This window comes from Enterobacter sp. SCRI0065, assembly GCF_059766475.1.
On record NZ_JCBAJB010000003.1, the window covers coordinates 31,829 to 45,292 of the forward strand.

Sequence of the window (13,464 nt, forward strand, 5' to 3'; positions counted from 1 at the left end):
TTTAAAAATAAACAACATTATCCTGCCGCGAATCTATTCAGTCTGGATAATAACCATTCATCGAATGAAATCCGGTACAGGTAGTTATATGTTTAAAATACGCTCTTATTTACTTCTTTTTAGCCTTAGCGCATTAGGCGCTTGCAGCTCATCGCCGCCCGACAAGGTCGATCAAATCAAAACATTGCAAATTCCCCTCGTGCTGCCGGGAGAAAAACCGCTGCCGAGTCAAACCACGCATATTGCGACTCTCTATCAGAATAATAAAAATAAAATTAATGCACTGACCTTTATGCTCAAGGAACAATATTTACAGGATGTAAAACCGAAAGATATTTTTGAAAAAGATAGTGATGTGCAGCGAGTATTTGCGTCGCTCTCAAAGCTTGAAGAGATGGGCTCGATTAACCAGCAGTATTTGAAGGAACGGAATGAGGCGGGATTAACGTCGTTAAGCATCGCTTTGAAGCCTATTATCGTCGGATAAAAAAATCCCGACGCCATGACGGTGTCGGGATTTTTAGAGAGAATATTTTGAACAAAAAGTTACTTGTCGCTAATTTCCACGACTACGCGGCGATCCGCAGAGAGACAACCGATCAGTGCGTTACTGGTCTGGCCATCACACTGCGCGCCTGTCACAGATTCACTCGCACCACGACCTTCAGCAGAGATATTTTGTGCCGGAATGCCCAACGTGACTAACTCATCTGCCACAGCCTGCGCGCGGCGTGAAGAAAGCTGTTGGTTATAATCAGCCGCGCCAGTGCGATCGCTATAGCCAATGACGACCGTTGATTTATCTTTCGCTGGCTGTAATCCGGGGCTGTTATAAAGCTTTCGAATCGCAGCCTGTCCTTCTGGCGTCAGGGTCGCTGAGTCGTAGCCAAACATCACATCGGATTTAAGATTAAAGTGCTGCGGCTCTGGTGCCGGTGCGATGACTGCGGCTGGGGTTACGGCTACGGGTGCATCATCATGTTGACCGAATCGATAAGTGAGCCCTGCAGTGACGGAACTGACGTCGCTGCTCACCCCAATTTGGTTGGAATTACCGACATTGCTCACCCATTGATATTCCAGACGACCCGCCCAGTTTTTATTGAAGGCATATTCGGTACCGACCGCCGCAAGCGGACGAACGCCGGTTTCAAAGCGGTTATGGCCGCTCACATCCGATTCTGCACGATAACCCATCGCACCGGCACGCCCATAGACGTCCCAGTTATGAGTGACGGCATAGCTGGCTTTCAGAGACATTTGCAGGCCCTGGCTTTTCAGTTTTGCGCCAGATCCACCGTGTTGACCGTTAATCTGCATATTGCCGAGATAGTCGTAGCCACCTTCTACCGCCAGCCAGGGCGTGATCTGATAACCGGTATATAAGCCGCCGCCTACGTTGTCGCGATCGATATCAAAGTGATTTGAGCCGTTGTTATTGTCCAGGGCTTTTGACCCTGTGTTTGCATCAAAATAGTGTGACCAGCCAAATTTTGCCCCGCTGTACCAGGTCCCGGCATCAGCCGCTGCAAAAGCAGTTGTCGCCGTCAAGGCGTTGGCAATAATTAAAGCTACAAGTGTCTTTTTCATAAAAATCCCGTTTACGCTTACTGTAGTTAAATTGGTATGTTTTTTCAGTAGGCAAACGATATAGCGAAATGACCGATCGGTTAATTCATTTTCTGTTTAATTTTAAATTACCGGCTAAAAAGACTCCGGGAGTTCGCCCATTGCCACAAGATATCCGCCGCGTTTAAAATCAATATATTGACCTTTTTTTAACGCTGAAATCACATTCAAAACGCTGCTACGGGATAATAACGTACGGTCCTGGATATAGTCCAAAATGGAGATGCGCAGCCGGGCCTCATCTGGCAGTAATATCATTTCCTGAAGATGGCTGCGAATCACGGAATATGTACGTTGTTGTACGACAAGTGCATCACGGTAGAACAAATAAGCGGTATGATAAGAAAGCAGTGCGGCAACATCTTCCCATAATCCTTGCTCACGAAATAATGCTGTAGCTTGTTCTGCATCGACCCGCAATATAACCGACTCAGATTCCGCACGCAGAATATGCCCTTTCGTCGGTTGAATCATCTCTGCAATACCAAAAAGATGCGATTCATATACGGTCACAATGAGCAAACCATCCGATGCGCGCAGTATCGACAGTTCACCTTGCAAAAAAAGATACAGCTGTGGACGCCCTTTGTGCGTCCATGTCATTCGCTTACGAGGAATGACAATCATTTTTTCTACAATGGGCTCAAGGACAGCGGTCAAACGCTGAACCGACTCTTCGGGGCGAACGGGTGGTAATAGATGCATAGTGCTACCTGATAGCTGAGTGTAACAGCCATTATAGAACAGATATTTTATTGAGTTACCGGCCCAGAATTGTTAGCGGTCGTGTATGCAGACATGTTTTGGAGCGGGCGAAGGGAATCGAACCCTCGTATAGAGCTTGGGAAGCTCTCGTTCTACCATTGAACTACGCCCGCTTTGAGGTGCGTAAGGCATTATAGACCTTACGCTTTTTCAGACAAGCCTCTTTGTTGCTAAGTGATGTTTAATTGACCACCTAACATTTCGGCTTTGCGCCCTGGGCGGGAAGATAGCGCTGCGGATCGATGGCCGTGGCGCGATAGCGGATCTGGAAATGGAGAGCCACTGTGCTCGCGCCCGTACTTCCCATTGTCGCAATTTTCTGCCCGGCCTTAACGTTCTGTCCGTTATTCACCAGAAGCGAATCGTTGTGTGCATAAGCCGTAATGTAATCTTCACCGTGCTTAATCATGATTAAGTTGCCATAACCTCGTAGCTGGTCGCCGACATAAACAACCTTCCCTGCCCCGGATGCATATACTGGAGAGCCGCGGGTTCCTGCGATATCAATCCCTTTATTCCCACCCTCTGCGGTGGAATACGGGACAGCCACTTTACCGCTTGCAGGCCATACCCAGCATCGCTGACCCACTGGTGGCCATGAGGATTTAGGCACGGCATAGGATGGCGTGACTGCTGCGGTTTTGCCGCTCTTCGAGGACGATTTTTTCGCAGATGAACCGCCGCCGTTAACCTTAAGTCGTTGTCCGACTTCAATGGTATACGGCGCAGAAATATTGTTCAGGCGTGCCAGATCCTTCACGCTGGTCCCCGTCGCGCGTGAGATGCGATACAAGGTGTCGCCGCGCTTAACGGTATAGACCGCTCCGGAGTCGCTACCCGATGATTTGCTGCCAGAGCAGCCCGCTAACAGCAGAGCCAGCATCAGACATAAAGCAGCGGAAAGGGGATTTCTTATCAGGCTTCCTGCAAACAAAACAGATCCTCGGTCAACGTAAATGGCGTCCTATGATAACAGCCTTAATTCTGTTGCCAATCTTTGCCGCTCATCCCCTATTCCGCTCAGCAGGACAAACCCGTTACTTCATAGTGCGATATAATATCGACATCCCGTATTTCGGGTACTGGAGTCGGAATGAGCATACAAGAACACGTCATTTTGGTTAACGACCAGGGAGAAGCGATCGGCACCCAGGAGAAGTACGCCGCGCACACTTCACACACTCACCTGCATCTGGCCTTCTCATCGTGGCTGTTTAACGAACGAGGCCAGTGCCTTGTGACTCGTCGCGCATTGAACAAAAAAGCCTGGCCCGGCGTCTGGACTAACTCGGTCTGTGGGCATCCACAACTGGGCGAAACCGCAGAACAGGCGATTGTTCGCCGCTGCCGCTTCGAAGTTGGCGTTGATATTGCCGACATCACGCCCATCGCCACTGAATTTCGCTACTGCGAGACCGACCCTTCCGGCATTGTTGAAAACGAGCTTTGTCCGGTCTTTGCGGCGCGAGTGACCAGCGCTGTGCGGGTGAATCTGGACGAGGTGATGGAGTTCAAATGGGTAGAGCTTGATGCCCTGTTTAGCGCGCTAGAAACAACGCCGTGGGCATTTAGCCCGTGGATGGTCTCGGAAGCCGCGACTGCCCATGCCAGGCTCAGACAGTTTGCTGCAAAATCAACGCAATAAAAAAGCCCCGACGTGATTCACGCCGAGGCTTCTTTTAGAGCTTATTGACCTATTTTACCGGACGCATTGCCGGGAACAGGATCACGTCACGAATGGTATGGCTGTTGGTGAACAGCATAACCATACGATCGATACCGATACCCAGACCCGCAGTCGGCGGTAAGCCATGCTCCAGTGCGGTCACGTAGTCTTCGTCGAAGAACATCGCTTCGTCGTCGCCTGCCGCTTTCGCATCCACCTGATCCTGGAAGCGCTGAGCCTGGTCCTGAGCGTCGTTCAGCTCGCTGAAACCGTTACCGATTTCGCGACCACCGATGAAGAACTCAAAGCGATCGGTGATCTCTGGGTTTTCGTCATTACGACGCGCCAGCGGAGAGACTTCTGCCGGGTACTCAGTGATGAACGTTGGCTGAATCAGATGCGCTTCTGCCACTTCTTCAAAGATCTCGGTCACGATACGGCCCTGACCCCAGCTTTTCTCAACCTTGATGCCAATGCTTTCAGCGATCGCTTTCGCGGAATCGAAATTATCCAGATCGGCCATTTCGGTTTCTGGACGATACTTTTTAATCGCTTCACGCATGGTCAGCTTCACGAACGGCTTACCAAAGTCGAACACCTCTTCGCCGTAAGGCACTTCGGTGGTGCCCAGAATGTCCTGCGCCAGGGTGCGGAACAGGGATTCGGTCAGCTCGATCAGATCTTTATAATCTGCATACGCCATATAGAGTTCCATCATGGTGAACTCTGGGTTATGGCGAACGGAGATGCCTTCGTTACGGAAGTTACGGTTGATTTCGAACACGCGCTCGAAGCCGCCGACCACCAGACGCTTCAGGTACAGTTCCGGCGCGATACGCAGGTACATGTCCAGATCCAGCGCATTATGATGGGTAATGAACGGACGCGCAGAAGCGCCACCCGGAATCACCTGCATCATTGGCGTTTCCACTTCCATAAAGTCGCGACCCACCATGAACTGACGGATACCGGCCATAATCTGGGAGCGGATTTTAAAGGTCTTGCGGGATTCATCATTAGCGATGAGATCCAGGTAACGCTGACGGTAGCGCGCTTCCTGATCCTGCAGGCCGTGGAATTTGTCCGGCAGAGGACGCAGTGCTTTGGTCAGCAAACGCAGTTCGGTACAGTGGATAGACAGTTCACCGGTCTTCGTCTTGAACAACTTACCTTTCGCGCCGAGGATATCGCCCAGATCCCACTTCTTGAACTGTTCGTTATAAATGCCTTCTGGCAGATCGTCGCGAGAAACGTACAGCTGAATGCGACCGCCAACGTCCTGTAACGTTACGAAGGACGCTTTGCCCATAATACGGCGGGTCATCATGCGGCCTGCAACGGACACTTCGATATTCAGTGCTTCCAGTTCTTCGTTTTCTTTCGCATCGAAGTCAGCGTGAAGCTGGTCTGAGGTACGATCGCGACGAAAATCGTTCGGGAAGGGAATGCCCTGCTCACGCAGTGCAGCCAGCTTCTCGCGACGGGATTTCAGTTCGTTATTAAGATCGACTACCGCGTCAGTGCCCTGTGCTTGTTGTTCAGACATGTTGGTTCCTCATAACCCTGCTTTCAAACTTGCTTCGATAAATTGGTCCAGGCTGCCGTCCAGCACCGCCTGCGTGTTGCGGGTTTCAACCCCGGTACGCAAGTCTTTAATGCGGGCGTCATCAAGGACATAAGAACGAATCTGGCTGCCCCAGCCGATGTCAGATTTGTTATCTTCCATCACCTGTTTCTCAGCATTTTTCTTCTGCATCTCCAGCTCATAAAGCTTCGCTTTCATCTGCTTCATGGCCTGGTCTTTGTTCTTGTGCTGCGAACGGTCGTTCTGACACTGGGTGACCGTGTTGGTCGGAAGGTGAGTAATACGCACCGCCGATTCAGTTCGGTTAACGTGCTGGCCGCCCGCGCCGGATGCGCGATAAACGTCGATGCGCAGATCCGCCGGATTGATTTCGATATCAATATCTTCATCGACTTCCGGATAGACAAACGCAGAGCTAAAGGAGGTGTGACGGCGGCCGCCAGAATCGAACGGGCTCTTACGCACCAGGCGATGTACGCCCGTTTCAGTACGCAGCCAGCCGTAAGCATAATCGCCAATAATCTTGATAGTGATGGATTTAATACCCGCCACTTCACCTTCAGACTCTTCGATGATCTCGGTTTTGAATCCGCGCGCTTCAGCCCAGCGCAAATACATACGCGCCAGCATGCTCGCCCAGTCCTGCGCTTCTGTACCACCAGAACCTGCCTGGATATCGAGATAGCAGTCTGCGCTGTCGTATTCGCCGGAGAACATGCGACGGAATTCAAGCTGTGCCAGCTTTTCATCCAGCACGTCGAGTTCAGCAATGGTTTCGTTGAAAGTTTCTTCGTCGTCGGCTTCGACGGCTAATTCCAGCAGACCGGAAACATCTTCCAGCCCCTGAGACATTTGATCCAGCGTATCAACGATGGCTTCGAGGGAGGAACGTTCCTTGCCCAGCGCCTGTGCGCGCTCGGGTTCGTTCCAGACGTCCGGCTGCTCCAGCTCGGCGTTTACCTCTTCGAGACGTTCTTTCTTCGCATCATAGTCAAAGATACCCCCTAAGAACGTTGGAACGCTCCGTGAGGTCTTGAATGCGGTTTTTTACCGGATTAATTTCAAACATGGTCTTTTTTTCTTTATTGGACTAGTCAAAATGCGGTGATAAGAGCGGGATTGTACCGAATCCGCGCTCTTTTTTATAGAGATTAGTGGCGCTAAATTGGCCAGATATTGTCGATGATGATTTGCAGGCTGCGGTTGCCGCGAAACTCGTTAATATCCAGTTTGTAAGCAAGCTCGACTTCACGTACGCCATTGTCCGGCCAGATGGCGGTATCCACATTAAAAGCAATCCCGTCCAGCAACGGTCCGCCGCCTACCGGTTCCACCATCACTTTCAGGTGACGCTCGCCCACCAGACGCTGTTGCAGCAGGCGAAAACGCCCGTCGAACAGTGGCTCGGGGAACATTTGTCCCCATGGCCCTGCATCGCGCAGCATTTGTGCCACTTCCATGGTCATCTCCGCTGGCGACAGTGCGCCGTCGGAAATCACTTCCCCCTGGAGCAGTGCGGGATCCAGCCATTGCGTGACAAGTTCACCGAAAAGCCGCTGAAACGCTTCGAATTTAGCCTCTTCTAACGACAAACCTGCCGCCATCGCATGGCCGCCAAATTTGATGATAAGTTCAGGATGCAGCGTATGCAGACGCTCAAGCGCATCACGCATATGCAGCCCCTGAATCGAACGACCAGAACCTTTAAGCGTACCGTCACCCGCAGGGGCAAAAGCGATCACAGGGCGGTGGAAGCGCTCCTTAATGCGTGAGGCTAAAATCCCCACCACGCCCTGGTGCCACTCTGGATGATACATCGCCAGACCACCGGGAAGTGTGTCACCGCTGCGTTCGAGTTTCTCGCACAGGGTTAATGCTTCTGCCTGCATGCCCTGCTCAATCTCTTTGCGAGTCTGATTCAGCGCATCCAACTCGTTCGCCAGCACGCGCGCCTCGCCGACGTTGTCACACAGCAGCAACGCGACGCCGACCGACATGTCATCGAGCCGTCCTGCTGCATTAAGGCGAGGACCCAGTGCAAAACCTAAATCGCTTGCCGCCAGCTTTTGCGCATCTCGGTTAGAAATTTCCAGCAGCGCTTTGATTCCCGGACGGCATTTACCCGCCCGAATGCGGCCTAACCCTTGCCAGGTCAGAATACGGTTATTGGTATCCAGCGGCACAACGTCCGCCACCGTACCCAGTGCCACCAGATCAAGATATTCCGCCAGATTCGGCACCGCGATACCACGTGCTTCAAACCATCCCTTGTCACGCAGCAACGTGCGCAGCGCCAGCATCAAGTAGAACGCCACCCCCACGCCCGCAAGCGACTTCGACGGGAAATCGCACTCGCGCAGGTTAGGATTAATGATCGCTTCTGCAGCAGGCAGTATGTCACCCGGCAAATGGTGATCGGTGACAATGACCGGGATCCCAAGCTGATGGGCTCGATCGACCCCATCATGTGACGAGATCCCATTATCAACGGTTAAGATCATCTGCGCGCCGCGAGCATGAGCCTGATCGACCACTTCCGGGCTGAGTCCATAACCATCTTCAAAGCGGTTTGGCACCAGATAGGCGACGTTATCACAGCCGAGCGCGCGCAGGCTGAGCACGCTCAGCGCCGTGCTGGTTGCACCGTCAGCATCAAAATCACCGACCACGACAATGCGAATACCTTCGCGAAAAGCGTCGTAAAGTAATTCAGCGGCTTTTTCAACGCCGCTCAGCTGTTGCCAGGGCAGCATCCCTTTGACGCTACGCTCAAGGTCGTCAGCATGGCGAACGCCGCGACCGGCGTACAAACGACGCAACAGCGGCGAGAGGTCAGCAGGTAAATCGACGGTTTCATCCACCTCACGGCGGCGCAGTTGTATCGTTGATTTCACGCGAATTATTTACCGCCAGTCTGTTTCTGGTGTGCGTCGAGAAATTCTTTCATCTCTTTCGGCCCCTGATAACCAGGAACGACATAACCGTTACTGAGCACAATAGCTGGCGTACCGGTCACACCAAATTGCACGCCCAGCGCGTAGTGGTTAGCAATGTCGATATCACAGCTGGCAGGCTTAACACCTTTACCGTTCATCGCATCGTCGAAGGCTTTATTACGGTCTTTCGCACACCAGATAGCTTTCATGTCCTGCTCTGGCTGGCTCTGCACACCCGCGCGCGGGAAGGCCAGATAACGCACGGTAATACCTAACGCGTTGTAGTCTTTCATCTCTTCATGCAGCTTGTGGCAATAGCCGCAGGTGATGTCAGTGAAGACGGTAATAACGTGTTTTTCCTGTGCCGCTTTGTAGACGATCATCTCTTTTGCGAGGGCGTTGAGATTTTTCATCAGCAGTTGATTCGTTACGTTGACCGGCTGAGCGCCGCTGACGTCATACATCGGGCCCTGAATGATGTGTTTACCGTCTTCGGTGACATACAGCACGCCACTGTTAGTCAGCACGGTTTTCATTCCTGCAACCGGTGAAGGTTGAACATCACCGCTCGCCACGCCAAGCTTGGCGAGCGACTGTTTTATCGCTGCATCATCAGCGTGGGCAAAACCGGTAAACGACGCTGCCAGCAAAGAGAACAGCACTAAAGACTTTTTCATATTCGATCCTATAACAATTCGTCGGCACTCACGCTCGAGGGTGGTGCTGTTGATGTAACTGCCGCAGGCGTTCCGTCGCGACATGGGTGTATATTTGCGTCGTTGAAAGATCGCTGTGCCCTAGTAGCATCTGCACCACGCGCAAATCAGCGCCATGATTGAGCAAATGCGTGGCGAAAGCATGACGCAGAACGTGCGGCGACAGTTTTTCACTGTCGATACCCGCCAGTGTGGCGTAATGCTTTATACGATGCCAGAAGGTTTGTCGCGTCATTTGCTGCGCACGTTGGCTCGGGAACAGAACGTCAATCGAGACTCCGTTCAGAAGCCACGGGCGACCGTGCTCAAGATACGTCTCGACCCAGTAAACCGCCTCTTCACCCAGCGGCACCAGACGTTCTTTGTTTCCTTTACCTATCACGCGCACTACGCCCTGACGCAAACTGATATCGCTCATGGTCAGCCCGACCAGTTCTGAAACGCGCAGACCAGTGGCATAAAGCACCTCAAGCATGGCTTTATCGCGTAACTCCAGCGGCAGGTCAACTGCGGGTGACTGTAATAATCTCCCCACTTGCGCTTCGCTGAGATCTTTTGGCAATCGCTGTGGAAGTTTAGGGGATGCCAGCAGCGCGCTGGGGTCATCATTACGACGCTTTTCACGATAAAGATGCTGAAACAGCCGTCGCATTGCGCTCAACAATCGCGCTGAACTGGTGGCTTTATAACCGCCATCCTTGCGTTCTGCCAGTAGCGCTTGAAGATCGTCTCGCTGAGCCTGTTCTAACGAAAGCCCGCGATGTGCGAGCCACTCAACCAGCATCGTCAAATCGCGGCGATAGGCACTGAGCGTATTCTCCGCCAGGTTCTTTTCCAGCCAGAGCGCATCAAGAAATTGTTCGATGAGCGCGAGATCCTTTTCCACGTCTGCCCCTTTGGTTCTGCTATCGGCCATTATGACGTAATGGTACAGGTTTCTGATACAATGCGCGCAAAGTCATAGCAAGTATTGAGACGTTTACGCGATGAATATTGGTTTGTTTTATGGTTCCAGCACCTGCTACACCGAGATGGCGGCGGAAAAAATTCGCGACATCATTGGCCCAGAACTGGTCACTCTGCATAATCTCAAAGACGACGCCCCCACCGAGATGGAGCAGTACGACGTCCTGATTCTTGGTATCCCAACCTGGGACTTTGGTGAACTGCAGGAAGACTGGGAAGCCATTTGGGATCAGCTCGATTCGCTCAATTTGGAAGGCAAAATCATCGCGTTGTACGGTATGGGCGACCAGTTAGGATATGGCGAATGGTTCCTGGATGCACTCGGTATGTTGCACGATAAACTTACACCCAAAGGCGTTTCCTTTATTGGCTACTGGCCGACCGAAGGGTATGAATTCACCAGCCCGAAACCAGTTATTGCTGATGGTCAGCTGTTTGTCGGGCTTGCCCTGGACGAAACTAATCAGTACGACCTGAGCGATGAACGTCTACAAAACTGGTGCGAACAAATTCTGGGCGAAATGGCCGAAAAATTTAGCTAGTTCGTTATCGACCGTGCGTCGGTTGCTGTAATACCATCCGACGCAGATCCCGCCACTCATCGGCATCCATGCTATCTGCCGACAGCCATAAATGCTGCTTACGCCCGCCTTCCGCTTTGCGTAAACGCAACATCATGCCAAAACTGAGCATCCAGGGGGTTCCAACGATCTCCCACTCTTTGCCTTGCCAGCGCAAGCGAGAATCCATCAGCAGTTTAATTTCACCCTGACTGGCATTAATACGCCGCTGGCTGCGAACGCTGTCGAAAACCACCAGCGAAAGTAGAATCAGCCATAAAGGGGTGTAGCTGAGCGGCCACGGCATCAGCAGAATGAAAGCCGCGACCAATCCGTGGAGTAATAACGACATCCACTGAGAGCGCCACGAGACGCGCAGATCAGATTGCCACAGGACCACGTTCCCGATTCCGTGTTTGAATTAATTGCACCATCCGTTGCAACTCGGTGTCGGCGGGTTTGCCGTGATTCATCAGCCAGTTGAATAAATCAGGATCGTCACTTTCCAGCAGGCGGATAAACAGACGCTTATCGTCATCGCTTAAGCTGTCGTACTCATACTCAAAGAATGGCATGACGGAAATATCAAGTTCACGCATGCCGCGACGGCACGCCCAGTGAATACGGGCCTTGTTGTTAATGTCCATGTTGATTTCCTGCTTAACGTTGCTTCTACCTCTAAGGGACGATTTCTAGTGTAACGTGTTTTTTGCTCTTTCTTTACTGGAATATTACCAACCGGGAGCATGCTTCCAGAATTAACCGCACGAATAGAGCGGATTACTCTGTATTGCGTGGCACTACGCAGAATATCGATAAGGCACGATTGAGCTGCTGAAAGCGCTTGCAATGACTACAGTCTCTTTTACCATTAGGCATTATCGAAGCGTTAAGCAATTCAGGACATCACTATGGCTTTTAACCCATTTTCTCCTCGCCAGCCCGTCGCCTCCGCGCGTCTGCCGCTGACGCTTATTTCTCTTGAAGACTGGGCACTGGCTACCGTAACCGGTGCCGATGGCGAAAAGTATCTGCAAGGTCAGGTCACCGCCGATGTCAGCCAGTTGACCGAACATCAGCACCTGCTGGTGGCGCACTGCGACCCTAAAGGAAAGATGTGGAGCAATCTGCGTTTGTTCCGTCGTCAGGACGGATTTGCTTTTATAGAGCGCCGCAGCCTGCGTGATGCACAACTGACCGAACTGAAAAAGTACGCAGTGTTCTCCAAAGTCACTATCGCCGCTGACGATGAGCTAGTCCTGCTGGGCGTCGCGGGCTTTCAGGCGCGGGCTGCGTTGACGAATCTCTTTAGCGTACTGCCTGATGCCGAAAAACCACTGGTCAACGATGGCGCAACGTCCCTCCTGTGGTTTGAACATCCTGATGAACGCTTTCTGCTGGTCACGGATACCGCCACCGCCGAGCGCGTCACTGATGCCCTGCGCGGCGAAGCCCAACTCAATAATAGCCAGCAGTGGTTAGCATTGAACATTGAAGCCGGATTGCCGGTGATTGATGCCGCAAACAGCGCACAGTTCATCCCGCAGGCTACCAACCTGCAAGCCCTTGGCGGCATCAGTTTCAAAAAAGGCTGCTACACCGGGCAAGAGATGGTGGCACGTGCCAAATTCCGCGGAGCCAACAAACGCGCCCTGTGGTATCTGGCGGGTAACGCCAGCCGAGTACCGGAAGCCGGTGAAGATCTTGAGTTGAAAATGGGTGAGAACTGGCGTCGTACCGGTACTGTGCTGGCCGGTGTGCAACTCGATGATGGTCGCGTATTGGTACAGGTCGTTATGAATAACGATATGGAAGCAGGCAGCGTATTCCGCGTGCGTGATGATGCCAACACGCTGAGCATCGAACCGCTGCCTTATTCATTAGAAGAGTGATTTCTGTGCCCGGCAGGCCAAACGCTGCCGGGCAATATACTCAGGCCTACCCGACGTACAAATAGATCGCCAGGAAGTGGCATACGCTGCCGCCCAATACAAAACCATGCCAGATAGCGTGATTGTACGGAATGCGTTTACAGACGTAGAAGATCACGCCCAGCGAATAAACAATGCCGCCGACAGCCAGCAGCGTGACGCCACCTGCCGAGAGTTTCATTGCCAACTGATATATCACGATTAACGACAGCCATCCCATCGTCAGATAGGTCACAAGCGATAGCACTTTAAAGCGGTGCGCAATAGTGAGCTTAAAGAGGATCCCCAGCAGCGCCAGACCCCAGATAACAATCATTAGCCCGCGCGACAGCGGCGAGTTAAGTCCCACCAGCAGAAACGGCGTATACGTCCCGGCGATCAACAGATAAATGGCGCAGTGGTCAAATTTCTTAAGCCAGATCTTCGCCCGCGGATGTGGAACGGCGTGATAGAGCGTGGAGGCGAGAAACAGCAGAATCATGCTGCCGCCGTACAGACTGTAACTGGTGATGGCCAACGCATTAGCATTCGCGTCGATAGCTTGAACCAGCAACAGAACCAAACCTACAATCCCAAAAACGAGGCCAATGCCGTGGCTAATACTGTTGGCTACTTCCTCAGCCAGTGAATATCCCTGTGTAGTTAATGGCTTGTTCACCATAGGAGACTCCGAAAAAAACATAGATAATCATTAACGCTTAACTATGCTA

General features: G+C 52.1%; 15 protein-coding genes and 1 tRNA gene. 4 read left to right on the plus strand and 12 right to left on the minus strand.

Annotation, left to right across the window (positions count from 1 at the left end; genetic code table 11):
• Positions 1–88: 88 nt before the first annotated feature.
• Positions 89–487: a KPN_03583 family lipoprotein gene (locus tag AC6EMZ_RS10225; protein ID WP_498402352.1), complete on the plus strand. Its 399-nt coding sequence runs from the start codon at positions 89–91 to the stop codon at positions 485–487.
• 59 nt (positions 488–546) lie between these two features.
• On the opposite strand, the gene ompA is transcribed toward AC6EMZ_RS10225, so the two are convergent.
• The 4 genes from ompA to actS all read right to left on the minus strand — a co-directional run bounded on the left by ompA (position 547) and on the right by actS (position 3,328).
• Positions 547–1,590 carry a porin OmpA gene (gene ompA / locus AC6EMZ_RS10230; protein ID WP_498402353.1) on the minus strand — a complete coding sequence of 348 codons (1,044 nt, stop codon included), beginning with the start codon at positions 1,588–1,590 and terminating at the stop codon, positions 547–549.
• 114 nt (positions 1,591–1,704) lie between these two features.
• Positions 1,705–2,334, minus strand: coding sequence for a helix-turn-helix domain-containing protein (locus AC6EMZ_RS10235; protein WP_498402354.1), 630 nt, complete (start codon positions 2,332–2,334; stop codon positions 1,705–1,707).
• A gap of 99 nt (positions 2,335–2,433) precedes the next feature.
• Positions 2,434–2,507, minus strand: a tRNA-Gly gene (locus tag AC6EMZ_RS10240).
• An 80-nt stretch (positions 2,508–2,587) separates the two neighbouring features.
• Positions 2,588–3,328, minus strand: coding sequence for an amidase activator ActS (gene actS / locus AC6EMZ_RS10245; protein WP_498402355.1), 741 nt, complete (start codon positions 3,326–3,328; stop codon positions 2,588–2,590).
• A gap of 159 nt (positions 3,329–3,487) precedes the next feature.
• Between actS and idi the strand changes: the two genes are divergently transcribed.
• Entirely contained in the window at positions 3,488–4,039 is a 552-nt protein-coding gene (idi, locus tag AC6EMZ_RS10250) for an isopentenyl-diphosphate Delta-isomerase (protein WP_498402357.1), read from the plus strand.
• A 49-nt stretch (positions 4,040–4,088) separates the two neighbouring features.
• Here the strand turns inward: idi and lysS are convergent, their stop codons facing one another.
• The 5 genes from lysS to xerD all read right to left on the minus strand — a co-directional run bounded on the left by lysS (position 4,089) and on the right by xerD (position 10,183).
• On the minus strand, positions 4,089–5,606 hold the full coding sequence (gene lysS, locus AC6EMZ_RS10255; RefSeq protein ID WP_498402359.1) for a lysine--tRNA ligase: 1,518 nt from the start codon (positions 5,604–5,606) through the stop codon (positions 4,089–4,091).
• A gap of 9 nt (positions 5,607–5,615) precedes the next feature.
• A protein-coding gene (gene prfB, locus AC6EMZ_RS10260; RefSeq protein WP_498402360.1) for a peptide chain release factor 2 occupies positions 5,616–6,714 on the minus strand; the annotation gives its coding sequence in 2 pieces (ribosomal slippage) (positions 5,616–6,638 and positions 6,640–6,714; 1,098 coding nt in all).
• Positions 6,715–6,805: 91 nt separating this feature from the next.
• Positions 6,806–8,539: a single-stranded-DNA-specific exonuclease RecJ gene (recJ, locus tag AC6EMZ_RS10265; RefSeq protein WP_498402361.1), complete on the minus strand. Its 1,734-nt coding sequence runs from the start codon at positions 8,537–8,539 to the stop codon at positions 6,806–6,808.
• Between the two features lie 5 nt (positions 8,540–8,544).
• Positions 8,545–9,258, minus strand: a complete 714-nt coding sequence (gene dsbC, locus AC6EMZ_RS10270; RefSeq protein WP_498402362.1) for a bifunctional protein-disulfide isomerase/oxidoreductase DsbC — start codon at positions 9,256–9,258, stop codon at positions 8,545–8,547.
• A gap of 28 nt (positions 9,259–9,286) precedes the next feature.
• Positions 9,287–10,183 carry a site-specific tyrosine recombinase XerD gene (xerD, locus tag AC6EMZ_RS10275; protein WP_498402363.1) on the minus strand — a complete coding sequence of 299 codons (897 nt, stop codon included), beginning with the start codon at positions 10,181–10,183 and terminating at the stop codon, positions 9,287–9,289.
• A gap of 100 nt (positions 10,184–10,283) precedes the next feature.
• On the opposite strand from xerD, the gene fldB reads away from it, so the two are divergent.
• Positions 10,284–10,805, plus strand: coding sequence for a flavodoxin FldB (fldB, locus tag AC6EMZ_RS10280; protein ID WP_498402365.1), 522 nt, complete (start codon positions 10,284–10,286; stop codon positions 10,803–10,805).
• Between the two features lie 4 nt (positions 10,806–10,809).
• Here the strand turns inward: fldB and AC6EMZ_RS10285 are convergent, their stop codons facing one another.
• Positions 10,810–11,223, minus strand: a complete 414-nt coding sequence (locus AC6EMZ_RS10285; RefSeq protein ID WP_498402366.1) for a protein YgfX — start codon at positions 11,221–11,223, stop codon at positions 10,810–10,812.
• The gene (sdhE, locus tag AC6EMZ_RS10290; protein ID WP_095283258.1) at positions 11,204–11,470 is read right to left on the minus strand and encodes an FAD assembly factor SdhE; all 267 of its coding nucleotides are present in this window, start codon (positions 11,468–11,470) and stop codon (positions 11,204–11,206) included. Before sdhE ends, AC6EMZ_RS10285 begins: the two co-directional genes overlap by 20 nt.
• 264 nt (positions 11,471–11,734) lie before the next feature.
• Between sdhE and ygfZ the strand changes: the two genes are divergently transcribed.
• Positions 11,735–12,715, plus strand: coding sequence for a tRNA-modifying protein YgfZ (ygfZ, locus tag AC6EMZ_RS10295; RefSeq protein ID WP_498402367.1), 981 nt, complete (start codon positions 11,735–11,737; stop codon positions 12,713–12,715).
• A gap of 46 nt (positions 12,716–12,761) precedes the next feature.
• Here ygfZ and trhA read toward each other — a convergent pair whose 3' ends face one another.
• On the minus strand, positions 12,762–13,415 hold the full coding sequence (trhA, locus tag AC6EMZ_RS10300; RefSeq protein WP_498402368.1) for a PAQR family membrane homeostasis protein TrhA: 654 nt from the start codon (positions 13,413–13,415) through the stop codon (positions 12,762–12,764).
• Between the last annotated feature and the right edge of the window lie 49 nt (positions 13,416–13,464).